This is a genomic window from Streptomyces coacervatus, assembly GCF_029223485.1.
Classification (GTDB): domain Bacteria; phylum Actinomycetota; class Actinomycetes; order Streptomycetales; family Streptomycetaceae; genus Streptomyces; species Streptomyces coacervatus.
Genome location: NZ_JARHTP010000002.1, coordinates 243154 through 269908 on the forward strand (window position 1 = coordinate 243154; position 26755 = coordinate 269908).

Annotated in this window: 20 protein-coding genes and 1 riboswitch; of the genes, 6 read left to right on the forward strand and 14 right to left on the reverse strand. The window is 71.0% G+C overall.

Annotated elements, in window-relative coordinates; all coding sequences use genetic code 11:
* Nucleotides 1–801, reverse strand: coding sequence for a crotonase/enoyl-CoA hydratase family protein (locus P2Q00_RS04830; RefSeq protein WP_275769890.1), 801 nt, complete (start codon nucleotides 799–801; stop codon nucleotides 1–3).
* Nucleotides 802–998: 197 nt separating this feature from the next.
* Between P2Q00_RS04830 and P2Q00_RS04835 the strand changes: the two genes are divergently transcribed.
* The 3 genes from P2Q00_RS04835 (at nucleotide 999) to paaK (ending at nucleotide 6758) form a co-directional block, all read left to right on the forward strand.
* Nucleotides 999–2609: an acyl-CoA synthetase gene (locus P2Q00_RS04835; protein WP_275769892.1), complete on the forward strand. Its 1611-nt coding sequence runs from the start codon at nucleotides 999–1001 to the stop codon at nucleotides 2607–2609.
* Nucleotides 2610–2786: 177 nt separating this feature from the next.
* Complete coding sequence (locus P2Q00_RS04840; protein ID WP_275769894.1) at nucleotides 2787–4682, forward strand: alkaline phosphatase family protein; 1896 nt, start codon at nucleotides 2787–2789, stop codon at nucleotides 4680–4682.
* Nucleotides 4683–5462: 780 nt separating this feature from the next.
* Complete coding sequence (gene paaK / locus P2Q00_RS04845) at nucleotides 5463–6758, forward strand: phenylacetate--CoA ligase PaaK (RefSeq protein WP_275769896.1); 1296 nt, start codon at nucleotides 5463–5465, stop codon at nucleotides 6756–6758.
* Here paaK and P2Q00_RS04850 read toward each other — a convergent pair whose 3' ends face one another.
* From P2Q00_RS04850 to P2Q00_RS04860, 3 genes are all read right to left on the reverse strand, one after another.
* Entirely contained in the window at nucleotides 6759–8255 is a 1497-nt protein-coding gene (locus P2Q00_RS04850; protein WP_275769898.1) for an acyl-CoA synthetase, read from the reverse strand.
* A 109-nt stretch (nucleotides 8256–8364) separates the two neighbouring features.
* The gene (locus P2Q00_RS04855) at nucleotides 8365–9918 is read right to left on the reverse strand and encodes an acyl-CoA synthetase (RefSeq protein ID WP_275769899.1); all 1554 of its coding nucleotides are present in this window, start codon (nucleotides 9916–9918) and stop codon (nucleotides 8365–8367) included.
* Entirely contained in the window at nucleotides 9915–11024 is a 1110-nt protein-coding gene (locus tag P2Q00_RS04860) for an NAD(P)H-dependent flavin oxidoreductase (RefSeq protein ID WP_275769901.1), read from the reverse strand. Before P2Q00_RS04860 ends, P2Q00_RS04855 begins: the two co-directional genes overlap by 4 nt.
* Before the next feature lie 116 nt (nucleotides 11025–11140).
* Here P2Q00_RS04860 and P2Q00_RS04865 point away from each other — a divergent pair, with 116 nt between their 5' ends.
* Together P2Q00_RS04865 and P2Q00_RS04870 are read left to right on the forward strand one after the other, a co-directional pair.
* Nucleotides 11141–12922, forward strand: coding sequence for a serine hydrolase domain-containing protein (locus tag P2Q00_RS04865; protein ID WP_275769903.1), 1782 nt, complete (start codon nucleotides 11141–11143; stop codon nucleotides 12920–12922).
* A 75-nt stretch (nucleotides 12923–12997) separates the two neighbouring features.
* The gene (locus P2Q00_RS04870) at nucleotides 12998–13459 is read left to right on the forward strand and encodes a hypothetical protein (protein WP_275769905.1); all 462 of its coding nucleotides are present in this window, start codon (nucleotides 12998–13000) and stop codon (nucleotides 13457–13459) included.
* Here P2Q00_RS04870 and P2Q00_RS04875 read toward each other — a convergent pair whose 3' ends face one another.
* From P2Q00_RS04875 to P2Q00_RS04910, 8 genes are all read right to left on the reverse strand, one after another.
* Nucleotides 13460–14581: a glycoside hydrolase family 16 protein gene (locus P2Q00_RS04875; protein ID WP_275769907.1), complete on the reverse strand. Its 1122-nt coding sequence runs from the start codon at nucleotides 14579–14581 to the stop codon at nucleotides 13460–13462.
* 291 nt (nucleotides 14582–14872) lie between these two features.
* Entirely contained in the window at nucleotides 14873–15640 is a 768-nt protein-coding gene (locus P2Q00_RS04880) for a class I SAM-dependent methyltransferase (protein ID WP_275769909.1), read from the reverse strand.
* Nucleotides 15637–17205 (reverse strand): phytoene desaturase family protein, encoded by a 1569-nt coding sequence (locus P2Q00_RS04885; RefSeq protein ID WP_275769911.1) that lies wholly within the window; start codon nucleotides 17203–17205, stop codon nucleotides 15637–15639. The genes P2Q00_RS04880 and P2Q00_RS04885 overlap by 4 nt, the downstream gene beginning before the upstream one ends.
* Nucleotides 17206–17259: 54 nt before the next feature.
* Nucleotides 17260–19500, reverse strand: a complete 2241-nt coding sequence (locus P2Q00_RS04890; RefSeq protein WP_275769912.1) for a serine/threonine-protein kinase — start codon at nucleotides 19498–19500, stop codon at nucleotides 17260–17262.
* 62 nt (nucleotides 19501–19562) lie between these two features.
* Complete coding sequence (locus P2Q00_RS04895) at nucleotides 19563–20360, reverse strand: oxygenase MpaB family protein (protein WP_275770728.1); 798 nt, start codon at nucleotides 20358–20360, stop codon at nucleotides 19563–19565.
* 69 nt (nucleotides 20361–20429) lie between these two features.
* Entirely contained in the window at nucleotides 20430–21608 is a 1179-nt protein-coding gene (locus tag P2Q00_RS04900; RefSeq protein WP_275769914.1) for an acyl-CoA dehydrogenase family protein, read from the reverse strand.
* Nucleotides 21609–21736: 128 nt separating this feature from the next.
* Nucleotides 21737–22501 (reverse strand): CbtA family protein, encoded by a 765-nt coding sequence (locus tag P2Q00_RS04905; RefSeq protein WP_275769916.1) that lies wholly within the window; start codon nucleotides 22499–22501, stop codon nucleotides 21737–21739.
* A gap of 22 nt (nucleotides 22502–22523) precedes the next feature.
* A complete protein-coding gene (locus tag P2Q00_RS04910; protein ID WP_275769918.1) occupies nucleotides 22524–22745 on the reverse strand; it encodes a CbtB domain-containing protein in 222 nt (73 codons plus the stop codon).
* A gap of 38 nt (nucleotides 22746–22783) precedes the next feature.
* Nucleotides 22784–22936, reverse strand: a riboswitch (cobalamin riboswitch).
* A gap of 95 nt (nucleotides 22937–23031) precedes the next feature.
* On the opposite strand from P2Q00_RS04910, the gene P2Q00_RS04915 reads away from it, so the two are divergent.
* Nucleotides 23032–23607, forward strand: a complete 576-nt coding sequence (locus P2Q00_RS04915; protein ID WP_275769919.1) for a histidine phosphatase family protein — start codon at nucleotides 23032–23034, stop codon at nucleotides 23605–23607.
* Nucleotides 23608–23610: 3 nt separating this feature from the next.
* Here P2Q00_RS04915 and P2Q00_RS04920 read toward each other — a convergent pair whose 3' ends face one another.
* Nucleotides 23611–23982: a four-helix bundle copper-binding protein gene (locus P2Q00_RS04920; RefSeq protein WP_275769921.1), complete on the reverse strand. Its 372-nt coding sequence runs from the start codon at nucleotides 23980–23982 to the stop codon at nucleotides 23611–23613.
* A 99-nt stretch (nucleotides 23983–24081) separates the two neighbouring features.
* Nucleotides 24082–26754, reverse strand: coding sequence for a pyruvate, phosphate dikinase (gene ppdK, locus P2Q00_RS04925; protein ID WP_275769922.1), 2673 nt, complete (start codon nucleotides 26752–26754; stop codon nucleotides 24082–24084).
* Between the last annotated feature and the right edge of the window lies 1 nt (nucleotide 26755).

Genomic DNA, 26755 nt, shown 5'->3' on the forward strand with positions numbered 1-26755 from the left:
TCAGGAGCGCTTGTAGACGGGCGGTCGCTTCTCCGTGAAGGCGCGGGCGCCCTCCTTGGCGTCGGCGGTGTCGAAGATCGGCCAGCCGCGCTTGAGTTCGGAGGCAAGGCCGTCCGTCTCCGTCATCTCGGCGGTCTCGTAGACGGACGCCTTGACGGCCTCGACGGCCAACGGGCCGCAGGCGTTGATCTGTTCGGCGATCTCCAGGGCCTCGGCGAGGGCGGTGCCGTCCGGGACGACATGCCCGATCAGGCCGATGTCCGCGGCCTCGCGGGCGCTGTAGGGCCGCCCGGTGAGCAGCATCTCCAGGGCATGCGTGCGTGGGATCTGGCGTTGCAGCCGGACCGTGGAGCCGCCGATCGGGAACAGGCCGCGCTTGACCTCGAACAGCCCGAAGGTCGCCGACTCGCCCGCGACCCGGATGTCCGTGCCCTGGAGGATCTCCGTGCCGCCCGCCACGCAGTACCCCTCGACGGCGGCGATCACCGGTTTGCGCGGGCGGTGGTGGCGCAGCATCGCCTTCCAGTGCAGGTCGGGGTCGGCCTTGAGGCGGTCGCGGTGGTGCTCGCCCTCCATGCCCCTCCCGGCGAGGGCCTTGAGGTCCATCCCTGCACAGAACACGCCGTCGGCGCCGGTCAGCACGATCGAGCGGACGGTGTCGTCCTCGTCGGCCTCGATCCAGCCGTCGTACAGGCCGACGAGCATGGACAGCGAGAGCGCGTTCTTGGCGTCGGGCCTGTTGAGCGTGAGCACCAGTGTGGCGCCTTCGCGCCGCACGGTGAGGTGTTCGGTCCCACCCATTGCCCATCTCCCCTCTTCTGGAACGAGAACAGGTTGCAGTAGGCGAGGGGGCACTTCAAGGGTTTTCTGACAGACAGTCAGATTTCTTCGCGCGGGCCCTTCACAGTTGCCGGGCCCTTTGCTCTGATGACGGGCGAACCGACGGACGCGCCTTTCTTCGTCCTTCTTCGTCATGGCTGCCGGGGTCAGGAGGAACGGTGGAGTACAACCTTGCCGACCTGTTCGAGTCGGTCGTCGACGTGGTGCCGGAGCGCGAGGCCCTGGTCTACGTCGACCACCCGGGCACGGGCGCGGAGCGCCGGCTGACGTACGCGGAGCTGGACGCGGCGGCGAACCGTATCGGCCACCATCTGATCGACGCCGGGATACGCCCCGGCGAGCACCTCGGGCTGCACCTCTACAACGGCATCGAGTACCTGCAGACGGTCTTCGGCTGCCTGAAGGCGCGGATCGTTCCGGTGAACGTCAACTACCGTTATGTGGAAGAGGAGTTGGTGTACCTCTACCGGGACGCCGACCTGGTGGCCCTGGTCTTCGACGAGGAGTTCACCGACCGCTTGGCCGCCGCGCTGCCGCAGTGCCCGCAGCTGCGGCACCTCGTCAGGGTGGGCGCCGCGGAAGCCAGGATGCCGGTCGTATCCTTCACGGAGGCCGAGGCGGGCGGCTCGCCCGGACGCGGGTTCCCCGCGCGGTCGGGGGACGACCAGTTCATCATCTACACCGGCGGCACGACCGGGATGCCCAAGGGTGTGATGTGGCGCCAGGAGGACCTGTTCTTCTCGGGGCTGGGCGGGGGCGCGCCGACCGGTGAGCCGGTGCAGAAGCCGGAGGAACTGGCCGAGCGGGTCGCGGCCGGCGGCAGCGGAATCACCTTCTTCCCCACTCCCCCGCTGATGCACGGCACCTCGACCCTCACCTCCTTCATCGGCTTCAACTTCGGGCAACGGGTGGTGATCCACCGCAAGTTCGTGCCCGAGGAGGTGCTGCGGACCGTCGAGAAGGAGAAGGTCACCAGCATGTCGCTGGTCGGCGACGCGATGCTCCGGCCCCTGATCGATGCGCTGAGCGGGCCGATGAAGGGCACGGACTGCTCTTCGATGTTCAGCGTGTCCTCGTCCGGGGCGGTCATGTCGGAGACGGTGCGCCGGCAGTTCCAGGAACTGCTGCCGAATGTGATGCTGCTCAACAACTACGGCTCGTCCGAGTCCGGCTTCAACGGCACGGCGACGGCCGACTCCGGGGCGGGGCAGAGCTTCCGCATCCGGGTCAACTCCCGTACCCAGGTGGTCGATCCGGCCACCAACGAGCCGGTCGCGCCGGGCGAGGTGGGCCGGGTCGCCCAGTGCGGCCATGTCCCGCTGGGCTACTACAACGACCCGGTGAAGACCGCGGAGACGTTCTTCGAGAAGGACGGCAGGCGATGGGTGCTGCTCGGTGACATGGCGACCGTGGACGAGGAGGGCATCGTCACCGTCCTCGGCCGGGGCTCGCAGTGCATCAACACCGGGGGCGAGAAGGTGTATCCGGAGGAGGTCGAGCAGGCGCTGAAGTCCCATCCGGACGTGTACGACGCGCTGGTGGCCGGAGTGCCGGACGCCAAGTGGGGCAACCATGTGGCGGCGGTCGTGCAGCTGCGGGAGGGCGCGCCACGGCCTTCGCTTGAGGACGTCCAGTCCTACTGCCGTACGCATCTCGCCGGTTACAAGATCCCGCGGCAGCTGGTGATCACCGAGACGATACGGCGGTCGCCCAGCGGCAAGGCGGACTACCGGTGGGCTCGGGAGGTGGCGGTCTCGGCGGACCGGTAGGCGGGAGGCCAGGGCCCGCGGGTGGGCCTGCCGGGGGCGGCGGGCGTACTCTTTGCGCGCGGTTGACCCGGGCGTTTGAACGGAGGGTGACGTAGGGCCGTACGCGAGGTTGGCGGCCCTGGACCTGCGGGCCCGGTCCGCCGTGCCATCAGCGGTTTCGCACGGAAGGACCCCCGGGTGTCGCACCTCACGCCCCCTCGTCAACTGCCGGACGCCGACACGGACGTCGACCCTGATGAGTCGGTGATCGACGACAGGGCGGCCGAGTCTGCGGATGCGGAAGCTCCGGAGACTGCGGAGGCTGCGGAGGTCGAGGAGGCCACGGAGCCGAGCGGCGACTCCGAGGTCTCCGAAGAGCCGGCGGCCCCGAGCGCCGAGGCCGCATCCGTACCTGACCCCGAACCCGCTGTCGCAACCCGCCCCGGCTGGTTCGGCTGGCGCCGTCGTTACCCCCGCGCCGCACGTGCCGTTCGGGTCGGCACGAGTGTGCTGGCCGGTGTGCTGGTGTTCATCGTGCTCCTCGTGCCCAACCGCCTCGACCGGATCAATCTCGAGGCGTTCTTCCGCCTCCCCGTCGAGGGGATCTTCCTCGCGGCGGTCCTGCTCGTACTCCCTTCCAAGGCACGGCGGATCACGGCCGTCGTCCTGGGGGTCTTCCTCGGGCTGTCCACCATCCTGAAGTGCCTCGACATGGGCTTCCGCCAGACCCTGGCCCGGCCCTTCGACCTGGTCTTCGACTGGGTGCTGCTGAGCGACGGGGCGGACTGGGTGAAGGACTCGTTCGGGCGCTCCGGTGAGGTGCTCGCGATCATCGGGGTGATCGTCCTGGTCATCCTCGTGCTTGTGCTCAGCGCCCTGGCAACGGTGCGGCTGGCGAACGTGATGGCCGGGCACCGCACCGTGGCCGTGCGCAGCACGCTGGTGCTCGGCACCGCGTGGATCGTCTGCTTCACCATGGGCGTGCAGTTCGGCGGTGTCACCGTCGCCACCAAGGGCTACGCCCAGTACCTCGCCAACCGTGTGCAGTACGTCCGCGACGGCCTCGGCGACGCCGACGTCTTCAAGAAGCAGATGACCGTCGACGCCTTCGCGAAAACCCCGTCCGACCAGCTGCTGACCGGGCTGCGCGGCAAGGACGTGATGTTCACCTTCATCGAGAGCTACGGCCGGGTGGCGATCGACGATCCATCGATGGCACCGGAGATCGACGCGACGCTCAAGGCGGGCAACGCCCGGCTCAAGTCGGCCGGTTTCGCGGCGCGCAGCGGCTGGCTGAGGTCGCCCGTGACGGGCGCCGGCAGCTGGCTCGCGCACTCGACGTTCCTGTCCGGCCTGTGGATCAAGAACCAGCAGCGGTACCGGACCCTGACCACCAGCGACCGCGCGACCCTCACCAGCTACTTCCAGAAGACCGGCGCCTGGCGCACGGTCGGTATCGTCCCGGGCGTGCGCAAGGCCTGGCCCGAGGGCAAGTACTTCGGCCTCGACCACATCTACGACTCCACGCACCTCGGCTACCAGGGTCCGTACTTCAGCTGGACGCCGGTGCCGGACCAGTTCAGCCTGGAGGCCTTCCAGAAGCTGGAGCACAGCAAGAAGAACCGCGACCCGATCATGGCGGAGATCATCCTGGCCTCCAGCCACAACCCCTGGTCCCCCATCGCCCACATGATCGACTGGAAGGATCTCGGGGACGGCAAGGTCTTCTACAAGATCAAGAAGGAGGGCACGAACCCCACGGAGGTCTGGAAGAGCGCGAAGCGCGTACGCACCGAGTACCGCAAGGCCATCCAGTACTCCCTGGACAGCCTCACCCAGTGGATGCAGCGCTACGGCGACAAGAACACCGTCCTCGTCTTCCTCGGCGACCACCAGCCCGTCCCGACCGTCACCGGGGGCAGCGCCAACAGGGACGTGCCGGTCTCGATCGTCGCCCGCGATCCGAAGGTGCTGGACCGCGTCGCCGGCTGGGGCTGGACGGATGGGATCAAGCCCGCGGACAACGCTCCCGAGTGGACCATGAACAAGTTCCGGGACCGCTTCATGACGGCGTACGGGCCGCAGTCCGGGTGAGGTGACGGGCCGACGGCCGACCGGTGAAGCACACACCGGCCGTCGGCCGGGATCGGGCAGGTGATTTCGACCCGGTCGCCGAGGCGGAGATGGGTGGCGCGGGCCCAGACGGCGTGGCATGCCGCGCAGCTGCGCCCTGCGTCCGTCGGCGGCGGTGCGCCCGGCCACCGTCCTGACCTCTCCTCGCCGCCGCAGGCCATCCCGTACGCACGCGCAGTCGCCGTCCCACGGTTCTGTCAGGGGACACGGCGTCCCAGCAGATCAGAGTGTGGGCCGTGCCGCCTGCCAACGGGGCGGCGGCGGCCGGCGCTCCGGCCGCCGCGAGCACGCACCGCTGATCGAAGCGGTCGCGCGTGGGGCCCTGTCCTCTCGGGGGAGGACAGGGCCCCACACACTCTTCACTCCGCTTCACAATCTCCCGGCAGCGGGCGCATCCCGCAACCTGAACGCATGCATACGTGGTCGGGGCTCCTGCTCCCGCCGACGGCAAAAGACCCCCGTCCCGGACCGGAAACCCGGCGACCCGGCCTGCCAACCACCCCCGGCCGTCCACCCACACGAATGCGCCACCTGGGCGAGTGCGGCGCTGGTGGCGGGCGGGTCGTGGGCGCCGGCGGAGCCGTAGACGGCCGTAGGAATGGAAGAAGAGCTCGCGGGCCGCGGCCAGAAAATGCGCCCGGCCTCTTGCCTGCCCCGACGTGGCCTGAATTACTGATCCCGAACACCACGACCGAATGATCGGTCGCCCGTATTGATGCGGTTGGCGAGGGAGACGTCCCGATGGCGGATGCGACGGAGCTGCTGGACCCGGGGGAACGGCTCGACGCCGGTGCGCTGAGGGCGCTGCAGCTGGAGCGGCTGCGGGCCTCGCTGCGGCACGCGTACGAGCACGTGCCCTTCTACCGGGCGTCCTTCGACAAGGCAGGGGTCCGCCCGGGCGACTGCCGGTCCCTGGCCGACCTGGCGCGTTTCCCGTTCACCACGAAGGCGGACCTGCGCGAGAACTATCCGTACGGCATGTTCGCCGTGCCGCAGGAGCGCATCCGCCGCATCCACGCCTCCAGCGGCACCACCGGACGCCCGACGATCGTCGGCTACACCGACAACGACCTTTCCCTGTGGGCCGACATGGTGGCCCGCTCGATCCGCGCGGCGGGCGGCCGCCCCGGCGACAAGGTGCATGTGGCGTACGGCTACGGCCTGTTCACCGGCGGCCTGGGCGCGCACTACGGTGCCGAACGGCTCGGCTGCACGGTCATCCCCGCGTCGGGCGGGATGACGGCCCGCCAGGTCCAGCTGATCCAGGACCTGGAGCCGCAGATCATCATGGTGACGCCGTCGTACATGCTCACGCTCCTCGACGAGTTCGAGCGGCAGGGTGTCGATCCGCGCGGCACCTCCCTGCGCGTGGGCATCTTCGGTGCCGAGCCGTGGACCGAGCAGATGCGGCGGGAGATCGAGGAGCGGTTCGCGATCGACGCGGTCGACATATACGGGCTGTCGGAGGTGATCGGCCCGGGTGTGGCCCAGGAGTGCGTGGAGACGAAGGACGGGCTGCACATCTGGGAGGACCACTTCTTCCCGGAGGTCGTCGATCCGATCACCGGCGAGGTGCTGCCGGACGGCGAGGAGGGCGAGCTGGTGTTCACCTCGCTCACCAAGGAGGCGATGCCGGTCGTCCGTTACCGCACGCGCGACCTGACCCGTCTGCTGCCGGGCACGGCACGGGTCTTCCGGCGGATGGAGAAGGTCACCGGGCGCAGCGACGACATGGTGATCCTGCGCGGGGTGAACCTCTTCCCCACGCAGATCGAGGAGATCGTGTTGCGCACGCCCGGTGTCGCACCGCACTTCCAGCTGCGCCTGACCCGGGAGGGCCGTCTCGACGCGCTCACCGTGCGGGCGGAGGCCCGGCCCGATGCCGGCCCCGAGGTGCGGGACGCGGCCGCGCAGACGATCGCGGCGGCCGTGAAGGACGGCATCGGGGTGTCGGTCACGGTGGAGATCGTCGAACCGGAGTCGCTGGAGCGGTCGGTGGGCAAGCTCCGGCGGATCGTGGACCTGCGGTCGCGCTAGTCACTCACTGAACCGGTTCCTGAGCTCCCGCTTGAGAATCTTCCCGCTGGCGTTCCGCGGCAGTTCGTCCACGAATTGGACCCGTTTCGGCGCCTTGAAGTGGGGCAGCTTCTCGCGGGCGTGGGCGATGAGTTCCTGCTCGGTCACCTCGCCGCGCGGGACGACGACCGCGGTGACCGCCTCGATCCAGCGCTCGTCGGGCAGGCCGATCACGGCGACCTCGGCGACGGCCTCGTGGGTGTACAGGGCGTCCTCGACCTGGCGTGAAGCGACCAGTACGCCACCGGAGTTGATGACGTCCTTCACGCGGTCGACGATCGTGTAGTAGCCGTGCGCGTCGCGCACCGCGAGGTCGCCGGAGTGGAACCAGCCGTCGCGGAAGGCGTCGGCCGTCTCCTCGGGCTTGTCCCAGTAGCCCTCGCACAACTGCGGGGACTTGTAGACGATTTCGCCGGGTGTGCCGTCGGGGACGTCCTTGCCGTCCTCGTCGACCACGCGGGCGTCGACGAAGAGGACGGGGCGGCCGCAGGAGTCCATGCGGCCCTTGTGCTCGTCGGGTGCCAGGACCGTGGCCAGGGGACCGATCTCGCTCTGGCCGAAGCAGTTGTAGAAGGCGAGCTTGGGGAGGCGCTCGCGCAGCCGCTCCAGGACCGGCACCGGCATGATCGAGGCGCCGTAGTACGCCTTGCGCAGGCCGCCGAGGTCGCGGGTGGTGAAGTCGGGGCGGTTGGACAGGCCGATCCACACCGTGGGCGGGGCGAACAGGCTGTCCGCGCGGCCGCTTTCGACGAGGTCGAAGAGGCGGTCGCCGTCGGGGGCGTCGAGGATGATGTTCGTGGCGCCGACCGCGAGGTAGGGCAGCAGGAACACATGCATCTGCGCGGAGTGGTAGAGCGGGAGGGAGTGCACGGGGCGGTCGCCGGCGCTGAGGTCGAGGGCGGTGATCGCGCTGAGGTATTCGTGGACCAGGGCGCGGTGCGTCATCATCGCGCCCTTGGGCAGGGCCGTGGTGCCGGAGGTGTACAGCAGTTGCACCAGGTCCTCGGTGCGCGGCTCGGGCCCGTCGTACTCGGGGGCCGCAGCCAGGCGGGCCGGCAGCGAGTCGTCGGCGTCCCGCAGGGGCAACGTCCGTACGTCGTCGGCGAGTCGACCGGCCAGGTCGGGGTCGGTGAGGACCAGCGAGCTGCCGGACTGGCCGACGATGTAGGCGAGGTCGTCGCCGGTCAGGTTCTGGTTGACCGGTACGTGGACGAGTCCCGCGCGGGCGCAGGCGAGGAAGCCGATCAGATAGGCGTCCGAGTTGTGGCCGTAGGCGCCGACCCGGTCGCCGGGTTCGAGGCCCTCGGCGAGCAGCACGCTCGCCGCGCGCGAGACGGCCTCGTCGAGTTCCTCGTACGTCCAGGAGCGGTCGCGGTACTCGACCGCGACGCGCGCGGGGGTGCGTCGGGCGCTGCGCCGCAGCACCCCGTCAACCGTGCTGCCCTGTCCCTGCGTCATGAGTGATGATCCTCGGGCTGTCATCGGGTCAGGTCAAGCATCGCGCCACGGCCGGGGTCGTGCCGGTCATGGGAGGGGCAGGGCATGACCGGCACACGAGTCCGGCGGCTCACACGGGCCGGGTGCGGCCCTCCCAGTACGGGTCGCGCAGCCGCCGCTTGTACAGCTTGCCGTTGGGATCGCGGGGCATCTCGGCGATGAAGTCGACGCTCTTGGGCCGTTTGTAGTCGGCGAGTTGCCCGTCGCAGTGGTCGAGGATCGCGGTGGCGAGGGCGGGGCCGGGCTCGTGGCCGGGGGCCGGTTCGACGACCGCCTTGACCTCCTCGCCCCAGTCGTCGTGCGGGATGCCGAAGACGGCGGCGTCGGCGACCGCAGGGTGGGCGAGCAGGGCGGACTCGATCTCCGCAGGGTAGATGTTGACCCCGCCCGAGATGATCATGTCGATCTTGCGGTCGCGGAGGAAGAGATAGCCGTCCTCGTCGAGGAAGCCGAGGTCGCCGACGGTGAAGAAGTCGCCGATGCGGTTCTTCTTCGTCTTGGCCTCGTCCTTGTGGTAGGCGAAGCCGCCGGTGTTCATCTTCATGTAGACGGTGCCGAGTTCACCGGGCGGCAGCCGGTTGCCCTCGTCGTCGAAGACCGCGAGTTCGCTGATGGGCCAGGCCTTGCCGACGGTGCCGGGTTTCTTCAGCCAGTCCTCGGCGGTGGCGAAGGCGCCGCCGCCCTCACTGGCCGCGTAGTACTCCTCGACACTGTCGCCCCACCAGTCGATCATCGCCCGTTTCACATGGTCGGGGCAGGGGGCGGCGCCGTGGATGGCGTGCCGCATGGACGAGACGTCGTACGACCGCCGGACCGGTTCCGGCAGCGCGAGCAGGCGGTGGAACTGGGTCGGGACCATGTGGGTGTGGGTGCACTTCTCACGGTCGATGAGGCGGAGCATCTCCTCGGGCGTCCACTTGTCCATCAGGACGAGGCGGTGGCCGATGTGCAGGGACGCGCCCGCGAACTGGAGTACGGCGGTGTGGTAGAGCGGCGAGCAGACCAGGTGGGCGTTGTCGTCGAACGGCTTGATGCCGAAGAAGCCGAGGAAGCCGCCGAGGTAGGCCTCTTCTGGGGTCTTGCCGGGCAGCGGACGGCGGATGCCGCGCGGGCGGCCGGTGGTGCCCGAGGTGTAGTTCATGACCCAGCCGAGTTCACGGCCGGGGGGTGCCGACTCCGGTTGTCCGTCGAGGAGTTCCGGGTACGGGCGGAAGCCCTCGACCTCGCCGACCGCGTACCGGTGGGTGGCGGGGAGGCCGGCCTCGTCGGCGGCGTGGTGGGCGGGTCCGGCGAACCGTTCGTGGGAGATGAGCACCTTGGCGCCGGAGTCGGCGACGATCCAGCCGATCTCCGGGCCGACGAAGTGGTGATTGACGGGGACGAGATAGAAGCCGGCCTGGCTGGCGGCCAAAAAGGCGGTGAAGAACTCGATGCCGTTGGGCAGGACGACCGCGAACGCGTCGCCGCGTTCCAGTCCGGCGGCGCGCAGGCCGTGGACCAGGCGGTTGGCGGCGGCGTGCAGGCGCCCGGCGGTCCACTGCTCGCCGTCCGGTGCGATGAGGACCGTGCGGTCGGGGTCGGCGGCCGCCTGGGCCCAGAATCCGGCGGGGGGCGTACTCGTCATGTGCCGCTCCTTCCGGCGATGCGGTTGATGCGGTCGACGGCCTCCTCGAAGCCGCGGGTGAGGTCGTCGAAGACGGCCTGGACGCTGCGTTCGCTGGTCATGCGGCCGACGATCTGGCCGACGGGGGTGCCGAGCAGCGGCTCGACCTCGTACTTCTGGATGCGGGTGAGAGCCTCGGCGACCAGCAGACCCTGCAGGGGCATGGGGAGGGTCCCGGGTCCGGCCGGGTCGTCCCAGGCGTCGGTCCATTCGGTACGGAGCTGGCGTGCGGGTTTCCCGGTCAGGGCGCGGGAGCGGACGGTGTCGCCGGAGCCGGCGGCGAGCAGTTTCCTGGTCACCGCGGGCGAGGATACGTCGGCTTCCGTGCAGGTCAGCCATAGCGAGCCCAGCCACACACCCTGGGCGCCGAGGGCGAGCGCGGCGGCCGCCTGCTGTCCGCTGCCGATGCCGCCCGCGGCCAGGACGGGCAGCGGGTCGACGGCGTCGACGACCTCCGGGGTGAGCACCATGGAGGCGATCTCACCGGTGTGGCCGCCGGCCTCGTATCCCTGGGCGACGACGATGTCGATGCCGCCCTCCTTGTGTTTGACGGCGTGCCGGGCGCTGCCCGCGAGCGCGGCGACGAGCGCGTTCTGCTCATGCGCGCGGGCCACCACGTCGGCGGGCGGGGAGCCGAGGGCGTTGGCGAGCAGCTTGATCGGATAGTCGAAGGCGACGTCGAGCTGGCCCCGGGCGACCTGCTCCATCCAGCCGGTGATGCGCCAGCCGGACGCCTCGCCCTCCGCCAGTTCGGGCACGCCGTACTTGGCGAGGGTGTCCTGGACGAACTGCCGGTGCCCGTCCGGGATCATTGCCTCGACGTCGGCCTCGCTGACGCCCTCCACCTTCTTGGCAGGCATGACGACATCAAGGCCGTACGGCTTTCCGTCGACATGCGCCTCGACCCAGTCGAGGTCGCGCTTGAGGTCGTCGGGGGCGGTGTAGCGGACCGCGCCGAGCACCCCGAAGCCGCCGGCCCGGCTGATGGCCGCGGCGACGGCGGGGAACGGCGTGAAGCCGAAAATGGCGTGCTCGACTCCCAGTCTCTTGCTCAGCTCCGTCTGCATGGGCGCAGAATGCCGCAGTCCTCCGGCCGACGGAAGGGGTTTTCTGATACACCGTCAGATTTATTGGGCGGGATGTCTCGTTGACATGACCCACAGCCGACACAAGTGTTTCTCGGGTGACCGACGACGCAGCAGACGGGCGCGGACTCTCCCGCCGCCAACTGGCCCGAAGAGCCCTCGCCCTGGGCGGTGCCCTGGCCATCGCCCCCTTCCCGGCCGGACCGGCGGCTCAAGCAGCGACCGGCTCCGGGCACCCCACCTTGCGCCACGGCTCCCCCGAGCGCGCCGGACTGCTCCCCGCCCATCTGCGCCAACTGGTCACGGACGCCGAAGGGTTCCTCGGCCCCTCCCCCAGGCATCCGTGGTACGCGGGCGCCGTACTGCTCGCCGGACGCGGCGGCACCGTCGCGCTGCACTGGCCCATCGGCATGGCGGTGCGCTACCGGGCGTACGACGAGAAGACCGACACCGGCGTGGAGTTCCCCGCCGACCAGCAGATCCCCATGGCCGAGGACACCGTCTTCGACCTGGCCTCGGTGTCCAAGCTGTTCACCTCGCTGCTGGCCGTGCAGCAGCTGGAACGGGGCGCGCTGGAGCTGGAGGCGACGGTCGTCTCGTACCTGCCGGAGTTCGGCGCGGCGGGCAAGCAGGACATCACGATCCGTCAACTCCTCACCCACACCTCGGGGTTCAGGGACTGGATCCCGCTGTACAAGGCGTCGACGTACGAGGAGAAGATCCAGCTCGTCTTCGACGAGGCGCCCCTCAACCCGCCCGGTACCAAGTACCTCTACTCCGACCTGAATCTGATCTCGCTCCAGCTGGTCCTGGAGAGGATCACGGGCCGCACGCTCGACACCCTCCTGCGCGACGAGATCACAGAGCCGCTCGGCCTCGACCGCACCCGTTACAACCCGCCCTCGTCCTGGAAGCCGGAGATCGCGGCCACGGAGGACGAGCGGGCGCCCTGGTCCGGTCTGCAGCGGGGGCTGGTGTGGGGCGAGGTGCACGACGAGAACGCCTACACCCTCGGCGGGGTCGCCGGACATGCCGGGGTGTTCTCGTGCGCGTGGGACCTGGCCGTGCTCGGGCGGACGCTGCTCAACGGCGGCTGCTACGGCCGGGCGCGCATTCTGCGGCCGGAGTCCGTGGAGCTGATGTTCACCGACTTCAACACCGCCTTCCCCGGTCACGAGCACGGCCTCGGTTTCGAGCTGTACCAGCACTGGTACATGGGCGCGATGGCCACCCCGCGCACAGCCGGGCACACCGGTTTCACCGGCACCTCGCTGGTGCTCGATCCGACGACCGACTCCTTCCTCGTCGTGCTCGGCAACTCGGTCCATCCGGTGCGCAGTTGGCGCTCCGGCTCCGCTCCCCGGGTCGCCGCCGGCAACCACCTGGCACGCGCGGTGCCGGTGCGCCCGGCACACGGACGTACGGCCTGGTTCTCGGGCATGGCGAGCGCCACCACCGCCACGCTCAAGCTGCCCGCGCTCGACACGACGGACGGTGCGGCGCGGGTGGTCTGCGCCCTGTGGTGGGACACCGAACCCGCATCGGACGACCTCGTCCTGGAGGCCACGACGGACGGCGGCACCACCTGGCAGCCGCTCCCCTTCGCGACGCGGCGCCACGGCGAGGAGCCGCAGGAGCACCCGTCGGGCTCGGTCACCGGCTGGTCGGGCCGTGTCTGGCACCACCTGGCGGCCGACCTGCCGGCCCACGCCGGACTGGCCCTGCGCTGGCGGTACACGACCGACCAGCTGTACGTGGGCCGGGGCGCGTACGTCGAAGGGATCCGCATCGAGGCCGGGAGCAGGGTCCTGTTCGACGAGGCGCGCCCGGGGGACTCGGCGCGGATCGTGGCGGCTGGGTGGGCCGCGTCGGCCGACTAGGCGCGCTCACCTGCAATCCGACACCGTGCGGCTACCGTGAGTAGCGATCAGTGTGCGCAGGACGGGAGACGCCGGATGGCCGGAAGACTGACGACCGCGCTCGCGGCGGGCGTGGCGGTGATGTGTGCGACCGGTCTGGCGGCCGCGCCCTCGGACTCGGATCTGGAGGTGGTCCGGCTCGACCCGGCCGCCGCGCCGCCCGGCGGCCGTACGGTGGTGCACGCCTTCGCGGCCAACCGCGGGCCGGACCGGACCGCCTCGCCGTTCACCGTGGTCGTGGATCTGCCGCGGGGCTTCGCCGCCGAGGCACCGTACTTCCCCGAGAACTGCCGGGCCGGTGCGTTGCGCCGCGTGGTGCGCTGCACGTTCGGGGCCGGACTGGCGCCCTTGCGGACGGCCACCGCGCTGATTCCGGTCCAGGCGGACGCAGACGTGCCCCCCGGCACGAAGGCCGAGGGGCACGTCCAGGTGGTCAGCGACGACGACTGCGATCCGGGAAACGACCGCACGCCGTTCACGCTGTCGGTCAGCAGCTGATCAGCGGTACACCTTCACGTAGTCCGCCTGCATGGTGAGCGGAGTCGAACCGCTGGGCGCGGGGTGGTACTCGCCGGCGCAGACCGACAGGTTGAGGATCAGGTACGCGGAGAAATTGCTGCCCACGCCATGGCCGTCGGAGTAGACCTTCTTGCCGTTGACGTACCAGTCCACCGAGCTCGCGCCGTAGTGGGTGCCGATGGTGACCCACTGGCCGGGCGCGACCGCGGCGGAGTCGGTGTAGTACTTCGAGCCGGAGGTGACGTGGTTGGTCAGCTCCAGCAGGTTCGGGTTGTCCGGGTGGTACTCGAAGGAGTCGATCTCGCCGTTGCCGTCCTTCCAGGTCCACAGGGCCGGCCAGGCGCCGGAGCCGGAGGGCAGCTTGACCCGGGTCTCGGCGTAGTCGCCGGTCTTCACCTGGAAGCCCCCGCTGGAGCCCTCGGTGGTGAGCAGGCCGGTGGACCAGGCCTGCTTGCCGTTCTCCAGGGTGTGAGAGGAGGGCTGGGCGGTGAAGGTCGCGACACCGTTCGAGGTCGTGACCTTGCTCTGGTCCAGCCAGTCGAGCTTGTTGTCGTCCGGGTTGTGGTTGCCGTAGGCGTAGGACGAGCTCGTGTCGCCGACCCACTTCGAGCCCCAGGCGATGCTGCCCGAGAAGTCGTCGGACCAGGCCACGGACTGGCCGGATATCGGCGAGCCGCTGGTCGACGACGTCGACGTCGTGGTGGACGTGGCCGTGTTGACGGTCAGCTTGTGCGACGGCAGGTTGTGCCAGGCTCCGCCGGATTCCTGCCAGAAGCCGAAGACGGTGTACGCGCCGGCCGGCAGCGTGCGTGAGCCGCTGGTGAACTTCACACCGCTCGGGCATATTCGGACATTCGAGGCGTTGCCGGGGAAGTCCAGGTTCTTGCCGGCCGCGTCCCGGACGCCGACGCCGAGAGTCTTGGCCGTGAAGCAGCTCGACGAGTGCACGGTCAGCTTCGCCGAGGCGGCCACGCCCGCGGTCATCGTGGTCGGGCTCACGCTGTCCTGGGTCACGGAGGGGGCGGCGACGGCCTGGCCGGCGAGCGGCAGGAGCAGCAGTCCGGCTGCCGCTCCGGCCACGCCCAGGCGGGCAGGAGACATGGAAAGGTGCATGGTGGGGGCTTCCTCGACGGCGTCTGCGAGCGGCGCTGTCCGGTCCGGACCACTGGCCGGTTCTCGCAGGTCTTGGCACTCCGGCGGCGAAAGCCGCCCGGGACGGACCCGCAGGCTAGGCAGATCGGCCGTTCCCGGACAACGAGATCTCACTCACACCGGATGATGGACGGTGCGCCGGGGGGCGAGGCGCCCTGAAGGGGCGCGGGGAACTGCGCGACAAGCCACGACGATGCCGCAGACGAAAGACGGCACATCGCCGTATAGCCGGCGGAGCGCTCAGCTCGCTCTCGCCGCCAGCACAGGCTGGTAGTAGCCGCTGGCGTCCGGACTGTGCCAGGTCAGGTCGGTGAAGCCGACTGCGGCCGCGGCGGCGCTCACCTCGCTCCGGGTCAGCGCCCAGGACGTCGCACGACGCACCCGCACCTGCCACCCCGCTCCGTCGGGCACGAGCTGGAAGTACTCCTGGTCGTAGCGTTCGCCGTCGTCGTGCCAGTGCCACAGCTGGAAGGTGATCGACCGGCCGTCGGCGCCGTGCGACACCTGGGGAGGTGACGACACGGGGCGGGCCCGGCGGATGTCGTCGTAGTCCCGGAGGGTGAGCAGCAGCAGGCCGCCCGGCCTCAGCACCCGCCGCATCTCGCGCAGGGCCGCCGCCAGGTCCTGTGCGGTCAGCAGGTGCGCGAGCGAGTTGTCGGCGCATACGACAGCGTCGAAGGCACCTGCCCGGAACGGGAGTCGGCGCATGTCCGCCGCCAAAGCCGGCAGGCCGATCCCGCGGGCTGCGGCTTCGGCGGCGGCCCGGGTGGCGGCCACGGGGCTCAGGTCGCTGCCGACGACCCGGTGTCCGGCGCGGGCGAGACCGATCGCCTGGGTGCCGATTCCGCAGGCGCAGTCGAGCAACTTGTGTGCCCCGGCGCCGAGTTCGCGTCGGACGAGGCCGTCCAGTGCAGCGGCCTGGCGGGCCATGCTCGCTTCCCAGTCGGGGAAGATGCGGTGGTAGTCGGCGGCGAGCGAGTCGTAGAAGTCCCGCGCCGAGCCGGTCACTCGCCCGTCGCTTCCAGCACGGCCATGGCCGCGTTGTGCCCCGGCACCCCGCTGACTCCCCCGCCGCGCACCGCGCCCGCCCCGCACAGCAGCACATTCGCGTGCCGCGTCTCGACGCCCCAGCGGCCGGTGTCCTCCTGGGCGTACGGCCAGGCGAGATCGCGGTGGAAGATGTTGCCGCCGGGCAGGCGCAGGTCGCGCTCCAGGTCGAGCGGGGTCTTGGCTTCGATGCAGGGTCGGCCTTCGGCGTCGACGGCCAGGCAATCCGCGATCGGCTCGGCCAGGTGGGCGTCGAGCTGGGCGAGCGTCGCCTTCAACAGCTCCTCCCGTACGGCGTCGTTGTCCCGCTCGAAGAGCCGCGCCGGGGTGTGCAGGCCGAACAACGTCAGTGTCTGGTAGCCCTGTTCGACCAGGTCCGGGGCGAGGATCGTCGGGTCGGTGAGGGAGTGGCAGTAGATCTCGGAGGGTGGCGCTGCGGGGAGTTCGCCGGCGGCGGCCTGGGCGTGGGCGGCGGCGAGCTGCTGGTAGCCCTCGGCGATGTGGAAGGTGCCGGAGAACGCCTCGCGTGGGTCGACGGAGCGGTCGCGCAGTTGCGGGAGCCGCTTGAGCAGCATGTTCACCTTGAGCTGGGCGCCCTCGGCGGGGGTCGGGGGTTCGTCGCCGGTCAGCTCGGCGAGGGCCTGCGGGGAGGCGCCCACGAGGACGTGCCGGGCGGCTGCGACGCCTTCCCCGTCCGCCGTGCGGTAGGTGATCTCGGCGGTCTTGCCGTCGGTGTCGATGCGTACGGCCTCGTGTCCGGTGGCGAGGACGGCGCCGGCGTCCCGGGCCGCGGCGGCCAGGGCGTCGGTCAGGGCGCCCATGCCGCCGACCGGGACGTCCCAGGCGCCGGTGCCGCCGCCGATCACGTGGTAGAGGAAGCAGCGGTTCTGGCGCAGTGAGGCGTCGTGGGCGTCGGCGAAGGTGCCGATGAGGGCGTCGGTGAGGACGACTCCGCGGACCAGGTCGTCGGCGAAGCGGTCCTCGATCGCGGCGCCGACGGGCTCCTCGAACAGGATCCGCCAGGCGTCCTCGTCGTCGATGCGGCGGCGCAGTTCGTCGCGGGTGGGCAGCGGCTCGGTGAGGGTCGGGAAGACCCGCTCGGCGACGCGGCCGGTCATGCCGTAGAAGCGCTGCCAGGCCTCGTACTCGCGGTCGGAGCCGGTGAGCTCGGCGAAGGCCTCCCGGGTGCGCCGGTCGCCGCCGCCCACCAGGAGTCCCGTCGGTCGGCCGTCCCGCTCCACCGGGGTGTACGACGAGACGGTGCGGGCGCGGATGCGGAAGTCGAGCCCGAGATCCCGCACGATCTTCTTCGGCAGCAGGCTGACCAGGTAGGAGTAGCGCGACAGGCGTGCGTCCACACCCGCGAACGGCCGGGTGGAGACGGCGGCGCCCCCGGTGTGGTCCAGCCGCTCCAGGACCAGTACGGAGCGTCCGGCCCGGGCCAGGTAGGCGGCGGCGACCAGTCCGTTGTGGCCTCCGCCGACGATCACAGCGTCGTATGTCCCGTGTCCCTCGTGTGCAGCCATGGTTCTTGGTAGCACGCGATGATCCAGAACGACCAGGGGTGTACGGCGACGGGGTCAGCGCCCGCCCGACGCGCGCTGCTGGCGCAGTACCGCCACCCGGCGGTACAGCTCGACGGCCTCGGCGCCGCGGCCGAGCTGCTCCAGGCAGTGGGCCTCGTCGTTGCGGCTGGCGAGGGTGTCGGGGTGGTCGGGGCCCAGGACGCGCTCGCGGGCGGCGGCCACTCGGCGGTACTCGGTGAGGGCGTCGGGCCAGCGGCCCAGCCAGCCGAGGCCGACGGCGACCTCGCGGCGGCTGACCAGGGTGTCGGGGTGCTCGGGGCCGAGGACCCGTTCGCGGATGGCGCAGACGTCGCGGGACTCGGCGAGGGCTTCCTCCCAGCGGCCCAGCCGGCCGAGGTTGACGCCGAGGCCGTGGCGGGCACGGAGGGTCTCGGGGTGGGTGGGGCCCTGGACGCGGGTGCGGTCGTCGATCAGGTCGCGGTAGAGGGTGAGCGCCTCCGCGCTGCGGCCGAGCCGGCCGAGGCTGATGCCGACCTCGTAGCGGGCGGCGAGGGTGTCGGCGTGGTCGGGGCCGAGGGCCTGGGCGCGGGCCTCGGCGACCTCGTGGTAGGTCTGCAGGGCCTCGGGCCAGCGACCCAACTGGCCGAGGGCGTAGGCGACTTCGTAGCGGGTGACCAGGGTGTCGGGGTGCTCGGGGCCCAGGACGCGGGCGCGGGCGGCGGCCACGTCGCAGGCCATACGGTACGAATCCTCCAGGCGGCCCAGCCTGCTGAGGTTGAAGGCGAGGTTGTGGCGGCAGCGCAGGGTGTCCGGGTGGTCGGCGCCCATGCCGCGCTCCCGTGCGACGAGTACGGACGTGTACACCTGGTGGGCGTCGAAGTGACGGCCCAACTGGCCCAGCACGTACGCCATTTCCTGGCGGGCGGCGAGCGTGTCGGGGTGGTCGGCGCCCAGGGCGCGGGTTCTCGCGGCGGCCACGAACTTGTACTCCTGCAGAGCGTCGGCGGCGCGGCCGGTGCGACTGAGGGTGAAGGCGACCTCGTAGCGGCTGGCGAGGGTGTCGGGGTGGTCGGGGCCGAGCAGATGGGCGCGTTCGGCGGCGACCGCGCGGTGCACCTCGCCGGCCTCCGCCCAGCGGCCCAGGCGGCCGAGGCTGAGCCCGGCGTTGTGCCGCCCGGCGAGGGCGGTGATCATCTGCGTGGACGGGGCGGGCGGCTGGTCGGGCACGGGTTCCTCGGCCCGCCCGTTCGCGGGCCGCGGGATCCATTCGCCGGTGAGGCCGGCCCCGGCGTCCGGGGGTGTGGTGCTGAGGCCGGCTCCGGTGGCCTTGTGGCCGGTGGTCATGCCACGGGTCCAGGAGGGCAGGCGGGCCTCGCGGGAGGGGGCCTGCCCGGGTGGGCGGAGCGCGGGCTGCGGGGTCACCACGGTCGGTACGTACGTCGGTGTCGTACGCCCCAGGCTGATTCTGCGGCCCAACTCCCGGGCGTCGTGCGGGCGTTGCTCGGGGAGTTTGGCCAGCAGGTCCAGGATGATCTTCTCGAGGTACTCGGGCAGTTCGGCCCGCTGACTCCGCGGCGGACGGGGCGGGGTGTCGCGGTGGCCGACGAGGATCGCCCAGGCGTCGTCCAGGTCGAACGGCGGTGCCCCGGTGGCGATCTCGTAGAGCACACACCCCAGTGAGTACAGGTCGCTGCGCTGGTCGACCTCACTGCCGCCGATCTGTTCCGGGGACATGTAGTGCGGGGTGCCCATGGCGATGCCGGTGCCGGTCAGCCGGGAGGTGAAGCCGATGTCGTGGCCGAGGCGGGCGATGCCGAAGTCGCAGATCTTCACCGTGCCGTCGGCGAGCCGCATGATGTTGGCGGGCTTCAGGTCGCGGTGCACGATGCCCTGTTGATGCGTGTAGGCGAGGGCGGAGGCGACCTGGTCGGCGATCTCGACGACGTCGCCGACCGGCAGCGGGTGGTGCTTGTTGTCCTCCAGGAGCTGGCTGAGATTGCGGCCCTCCAGGAGCTCCATGACCAGGTAGAGGATGCCGTCGGTCTCGCCGAAGTCGTGGACGACGGTGATCCCGCGGTGCTGGAGGGCGGCGGCCACGCGGGCCTCGCGGCGAAAGCGCTCCCTGAGGACCCGGGTGAAGGACTGGTCGTGGTGCGGGCCCAGGGGCTTGAGGCACTTCACGGCGACATGCCGGCCGAGCGATTCGTCGCGCGCACGCCACACCTCGCCCATGCCGCCCCGCCCGATCAGGTCGAGCAGCCGGTACCGGCCTTGGATCAGCCTGCTGTCCCCCATCTGCTGCGATCGCCCCCGTAACGGTCAGCCCCGCCCACCCCTGGCTCGTCCAGTATGGCGACCTATAGTCCGAGTTTGTACGGTGCCGGACGGGAGCCGGGGCCGAGCCGTGACATGGCGCGCAGGATGTGTTTGGGCGGGAGTTGCCAGCGCAGACGTGCGGGAATGCAGCGAAGCAGGTTGCCTGTGGCACGCAGTTGCAGGGTGACGGTGTCGGGTTTCGGGGCGGGTCTGCCGTACAGCTCGTGGGCGTACGGCGGCAGGGCGGCGTACGCCAGCTGTGCCACGCGCCGCCACAGCACCTCCCGCGCCGGGACCAGGAGGGGGTGCGTCGGCGGGCGGAGCAGGAAGTCGTCCACTTCGCGTGCCTCGGGTCCGACGGCGAGTTCGGGTCGCACCTTCTCGAAGTAGGCGGCCAACTCCTCCTGGTCGGCGGGTACGGCGTCGGGGTCGAGGCCCACCAGACGGGCGCTGACGCGCTGTTCGCCGATGTAGCGGTCGGCCTGGGCGTCGGTGAGGCGGAAGCCGGAGCGGCGCGCGACCTGGAGGTAGGAGTCGATCTCGGCGCAGTGCACCCACAGCAGCAACTCCGGTTCGTCGACGCCGTACCGCTCCCCCGTGGCGGGGTCGGTCGCCGACAGCATGCTGTGGATCTTCCGGACGCGGGCGCCGGCCCGCTCGGCGGCTTCGGTGGTGCCGTAGGTGATGGTGCCGACGAAGTTGGCGGTGCGCATGAGGCGCCCCCAGGCGTCGCGCCGGAAGTCGGAGTTCTGCATGACGCCGCGCACGGCCCGCGGGTGCAGTGCCTGGAGGTAGAGCGCGCGGACGCCGGCGACCCACATCATCGGGTCGCCGTGCATCTGCCAGGTCACCGAGGACGGTCCGAACAACCCGGGGTCACCTGCCTGGAAGGCCGCCACCTCTCGAGGCTAACGCCGTACCCGCGGCATCCCCAGACCGATCCACGAGATGATCTCCCGCTGGATCTCGTTGTTGCCGCCCCCGAAGGTGAAGATCACGGCGGAACGGTAGCCGCGCTCCAGCTCGCCGTGGAGCACCGCGCCCGCCGAGCCCTCCTTCAGCGCGCCTGCCGCGCCGACGATCTCCATCAGCCAGGCGTAGGCGTCCCGGCGCGCCTCGGAGCCGTAGACCTTGACCGCGGAGGCGTCCTGCGGGGTGAGGGTGCCGTTCTGGACGGCGTGCACCATCCGCCAGTTGAGGAGCTTCATCGCGTCCAGCTTGGTGTGGGTCTGGGCGAGGCGACGGCGTACCCAGGGCAGGTCGATCACGCGGCGGCCGTCGGCGAGCTTGGTCTCCGTCGCCCAGCGCTGGACGTCCTGCAGGGCGCGGATGGCCATGGTGCCGTGCGCGGCGAGGGTGACGCGCTCGTGGTTGAGCTGGTTGGTGATCAGCCGCCAGCCCTGGTTCTCGGCGCCGACGCGACGGGAGACGGGGACGCGGATGTTCTCGTAGTAGCTGGCCGTGGTGTCGTGCGAGGCGAGGGTGTTGATGAGGGTGCAGGAGTAGCCGGGGTCGGTGGTGGGGACCAGGAGCATGGTGATGCCCTTGTGGGGCGGGGCGTCCGGGTCGGTGCGGGTGGCCAGCCACACCCAGTCGGCGGTGTCGCCGTTGGTGGTCCAGATCTTCTGGCCGTTGACGACGTATTCGTCGCCGTCCCGTACAGCCCGCGTCTTCAGGGACGCGAGATCCGTCCCTGCGTCGGGCTCGCTGTAGCCGATCGCGAAGTCGATCTCGCCGGAGAGGATCTTCGGCAGGAAGTACGCCTTCTGCTCGTCCGTGCCGAACTGCATGATCGTCGGCCCGACCGTGTTGAGTGCCATCAGCGGCAGCGGTACGCCGGCCTGGGCGGCCTCGTCGAAGAAGATGAACTGCTCCATCGCGGTCAGCCCGCGCCCCCCGTACTCCTTCGGCCAGCCCACGCCGAGCCAGCCGTCCGTGCCCAGGCGCCGGACGGTCTCCCGGTAGAAGCGTTTCTGGGCGGCCGGGTCGCCGTGCCGGGCGTAGGCGTTGTCCGGCACCAACTCGGCGAAGTACGAGCGCAGTTCGGTACGCAGCCGCTGCTGCTCGGGCGTGTATTCGAGGTGCACGGCGCCTCCAGGCTTCCCAGGCCGGTCCTGACGGCGCACACCGTAGAACGTGTTTCAGAAATTGGGAATGGCGAGGCATACGGAAAGGGCCCCCGGTCGATATTCGGGGGCCCTTTCCGCTGATGTGCTCAGTGCGCCACTGGAGTTGCCCGGGCGTCGGCCCGGGTCACCGAGGACTCCGCCCCTTTCGGAGTCAGCACCCGCTCCGCCAGCAGTCCGAAGACCAGCCCGAAGGAGGTCCACAGGGTGGCCTGGACGGCCAGGGCCGCCAGGCGGAACTGCCAGAGCAGGGTGGCCGAGAAGTCCTTCGGGACTTCGTTGACGGCCGGCAGGAACGCGTACGCGAGCCCGACGACGAGGAGGAAGAACGCGCCCGCGGCGAGCGTCGCGTTCCAGTTGCCCAGACGCGGTGCGAGGCGCTTGCCCAGGATGACGGTGGCGACGGCCAGCAGCACGCTCAGCGCCACCATCAGGAAGTACAGCGTGGTGCGTTTGCCGATGGTGCCGGGGTCGCCGATGGAGGGCGGGTTGGCCGGGTACTTCAGGAACGGCACGACGTACACGGCGATCAGGCCGGCGGCCGCCAGGAGCAGCGCGCTCGCGCGCGGCCCGAAGCGGCCGATCCGGCCCAGGGCGAAGCAGTACGCGAGGGCGGCGATGCCGCCGAACGCGATGCCGTAGACGAGGACACCGGTGGCCAGGCCCGCGGTGGACTGCATCGTGCGGCTGACGACTTCCATGCCGTGCTCGTGCGAGTGCGCATCCTCGTAGGAGATGGCCGCGTCGACGCGCGGTTCACCCAGGAAGTAGGCGACGACGAGGGCGAGCAGGCCCGCGGCGAGTCCCGCGAGCATGCCGCGCACCAGGAGGTTGCGGACTGTTGCGGAGTTCATGGGCTCGTACGTTCTCCCGGCGTCAGTGGCAGGGGAAACCGAGCAGGTGGCGGGCGTCGTGCACCCACTCGTGCACGTCCGATCCGCTCATCACGGAGGTGGCGCCCTGCTCGGCGCCGACGAAGTAGAGCAGAACCAGCATCAGGATGCCGAAGAAGACCGCCCAGGGGACGATCGCGCTGATCGGCAGCTTTGCGGGTACGGCGGTGGGGGTGGTGGTCGGCTGAGCGACAGACTGCGCCATGGCAGGCCCTCCTGGGGGAACTCGCGTCCCGTCTCGGTGGTGCACGCGACGACGGGGCGGGTCTGACTCACCCGGTGCGCACCCAGGGTGCGTACCGGACTTACAGTGGCGCGACCGTGCCGGACTTCCACCGGCTTCCGCTGTGCCGTCGTCAATATCCACGAGAAGGTACCGCGAAGCAGAGGTGGGGCCAAGAGCGCACGGGGCGGCGGCGAGCGCCCCTGGTGAGCCGTTTTCGCCGTCGGATCAAGGGATTTGAAGGAGTGTCGAGGGCGGGAATGGACTTATGACGAGCCGAGTGATCTTGATCTCACCTGCGATCACCGCGGCCCTCAGGGAGGCCCGCTTCGACGACGGCTGCCCGCTGGACGCCTCGGGGCTGCGGCAGGCGCAGGCGGCCGCCGGCACGCTCCCGGCGGCGGAACGGGTCCGGGTCTCCCCCACCGTGCGCTGCCGTGAGACGGCCGGCGCACTCGGCCTCGACGCCGAGGACGCACCGGAGTTGGCGGGACTGGACGCGGGCCGCTGGCGCGGTGCGACGCTGGCGGAGGTCAGCGAGCGGGAACCTGAGGCGCTGGCCCGCTGGCTGTCGGACCCCGCGGCCGCACCGCACGGCGGGGAGTCGGTGGCGGCGCTGTGCGACCGGGTGGCGAGCTGGCTGGAGGCCGCGGCGCAGACGCCGGGCCGGACCCTCGCCGTGGTCGAGCCCGAGGCCGTACGAGCCGCGGTGGTACGGGCCCTCGGGGCGCCGGAGTCGGCGTTCTGGCGTGCCGACGTCCCGCCACTGGCGGCCGTCGAGCTCAGCGGCAGGTCGGGGCGCTGGAACGTACAGCTCGGCCGGCCGCTTCTCGCCGCGCCGTGAGCATCAGTTCAGCGTGGCGAGGAAGTCCGTGCACGCCCGTGCGCAGTCCCGGCCGGCCTGGGCGCCGTCCTCGGCGCCCGGCTGTCCGTCGAAGACGTGCGCGCACTCCAGGCAGACGGTGCGGCACCACTCCACCTGGATGCGGATGCCGGCCTCGTCCAGGCTGTTCTGCTCGGACAGCACACGACACGTCGCGTCGCACACCTCCGCGCACATGATGCCCTTGCGCCGTACGAGTTCCTGCTGCTGCGTCCCGTCCGGATCCACGAGGCTCGCGCGCAGCGCACACACGCGTGCGCACTCCGTGCACGCCTGCGCGCAGGCGAAGCGGTCCTCCAGGAACCGGAAGAGCTCCTGCTGGGTCTGCGAAGTCACACCTCGCGGGTTGCCGTCCTCGATGGCCTCAAACACCGGGAACCGAGTTCCGGCCCGCCCCAGCCGGGACGGGTCGGGTTCGGTTCGCGCCGGGGCGCTTCACCTGCTGTCGCTGGTGCCTGTGCTCTCTTCGAGGGCGGCGCGTCCGGCCTCCAAGCGGGCGGCGGGGATGCGGAACGGCGAGCAGGAGACGTAGTCCAGGCCCGTCCGGTGGAAGAAGTGGATGGAGTCCGGGTCGCCGCCGTGCTCGCCGCACACGCCCGTCTCCAGGCGGGGGTTGACCGCGCGGCCGGCCTCGACGGCCAGCTCCACGAGCCGCCCGACGCCCTCCTGGTCGATCGAGTCGAACGGCGAGACGGCGAAGACGCCCTTCTCCAGGTACAGGGGGAAGAAGGAGGCTTCCGCGTCGTCGCGGGACAGGCCCCAGGTCGTCTGGGTGAGGTCGTTGGTGCCGAAGGAGAAGAAGTCGGCGGACTCGGCGATGCGACCGGCGGTGAGCGCGGCGCGCGGCAGCTCGATCATCGTGCCGATCGGGCAGTCCGGTGCGGTGCCGGTCTCGGCCGCGACGTCGGCGAGGACGTGTTCCGTCTCGGTCCGGGCCAGGCGCAGTTCCTCGACCGTGCCGACGAGCGGAATCATGATCTCCGCGCGCGGACGGCCCCCGGCGCGCAGACGGGCGGTGACGGCTTCGGCGACGGCGCGTACCTGCATGGCCATCAGGCCGGGCACGGCGAGGCCGAGGCGGACACCGCGCAGGCCGAGCATCGGGTTCTGCTCGTGCATGCGCTCGACGGCGGCGAGGAGTTCGCGCTCGCGCGGGTCCGGTTCGGCGGCCTCGGCCAGGCGGACGGCGAGTTCCGTGCGGTCGGGCAGGAACTCGTGCAGCGGCGGGTCCAGCAGCCGGATGGTCACCGGGAGTCCGTCCATCGCTTCGAGAATTCCGGTGAAGTCCGCGCGCTGCAGCGGCAGCAGGGCCGCCAGGGCCTGTTCGCGTGCGGTGTCGTCACGGGCCAGGATCATCGCCTCGACCAGGGCCCTGCGCTCACCGAGGAACATGTGCTCGGTGCGGCACAGGCCGATGCCCTGCGCGCCGAGGCTGCGGGCGCGGGCGGCGTCCTCGGGGGTGTCGGCGTTGGCCCGCACCTCCATGCGGCGTACGGAGTCGGCGTGGGCGAGCGCGCCGAGCACCGCTTCGGTGAGGGGGTCCGCCGCGGTGCCGGTCTCCAGGGCCCGGCCGACGTCGGAGGCGGTGAGCGGGAGTTCGCCGAGGTGGACGGTGCCCGCGGTGCCGTCGACGGAGACGGTCTCGCCCTCGTGGACGACCACACCCGAGTCGGTGGTGAACGCGCGCGCGACCAGGTCGACGCCGAGGGATTCCGCGCCGCACACGCACACCTTGCCCATGCCGCGGGCGACGACCGCGGCATGGCTGGTCTTGCCGCCCCGGCTGGTCAGGACGGCCTGTGCGGCGATCATGCCGGGCAGGTCGTCGGGGGTGGTCTCCCGGCGCACCAGGACGACCTTCTCGCCGGCCGCGGCACGGCGTACCGCCTCGGCGGAGTCGAAGACGACGGCGCCCACCGCGGCGCCCGGCGAGGCGGGCACGCCGTGCGCGAGGGGCAGGGCGGTGGCCTTTACGTCGAAGCGGGGGAACATCAGCCGGGTCAGCTCGGCGCCGTCCACGCGGACCAGCGCCTCGTCGGCGGTGATGGTCTGTTCCTCGCGCAGGTCGTGGGCGATGCGGAAGGCGGCCTCGGCGGTGCGCTTGCCGACCCGGGTCTGCAGGATCCACAGCTTGCCGCGTTCGACGGTGAACTCGACGTCGCACAGGTCGCGGTAGTGGTTCTCCAGGGTGCGCAGGTGGTCGCCGAGCTCGACGTAGGCGCGGGGGTCGAGCGTCTTGAGCTCGCTCAGGGGCAGGGCGTCGCGCACCCCGGCGACGACGTCCTCGCCCTGGGCGTCGGGCAAGTAGTCGCCGTACAGGCCGCGTTCGCCGGTTGCGGGGTCGCGGGTGAAGGCGACGCCGGTGCCGGAGTCGTTGCCGAGGTTGCCGAAGACCATGGCCTGCACGTTGACGGCGGTGCCGAGGTCCTCGGGGATGTGTTCGCGGTGGCGGTAGACGCGGGCGCGCTCGGTGTTCCAGGAGTCGAAGACCGCGCGGACGGCGCGGGCGAGCTGGTCGGCGGGGTCCTGCGGGAAATCCTCGCCGGTCTCCTTGCGGATGATCGCCTTGAACTCCTCGGTGAGCCGCGCGAGTTCGGCGGTGTCGAGGTCGTGGTCGTCGGTCGTGTGCGCGGCGATGGCCTGCTCGAACAGGTCGCCGTCGACGCCCATCACGGTGTGCCCGAACATCTGGATGAGCCTGCGGTAGGAGTCCCAGGCGAACCGCTCCTGCCCGGACGCCTTGGCCAGCCCGGTGACGGACTGGTCGTTGAGCCCGATGTCGAGGATGGTGTCCATCATGCCGGGCATGGAGAAGCGGGCGCCGGAGCGCGCGGACACCAGCAGAGGGTCGTCGGGCGCGCCGAGGGTGCGTCCCATGGCCTGCTCCAGGCCGGCCAGGGCCCGGGCCGCCTCGACGCCGAGTTCGGGCGGCTCCTCGCCCGTGGCCAGGTAGGCCTTGCAGGCGTCGGTGGTGACGGTGAATCCCGGCGGGACCGGCAGGCCGAGCCGCGTCATCTCGGCGAGTCCGGCGCCCTTGCCGCCGAGCAGGGCGGCCATGTCGCGGCCGCCCTCGGCGAATCCGTACACGTACTTCGTCGGCTGACTCATG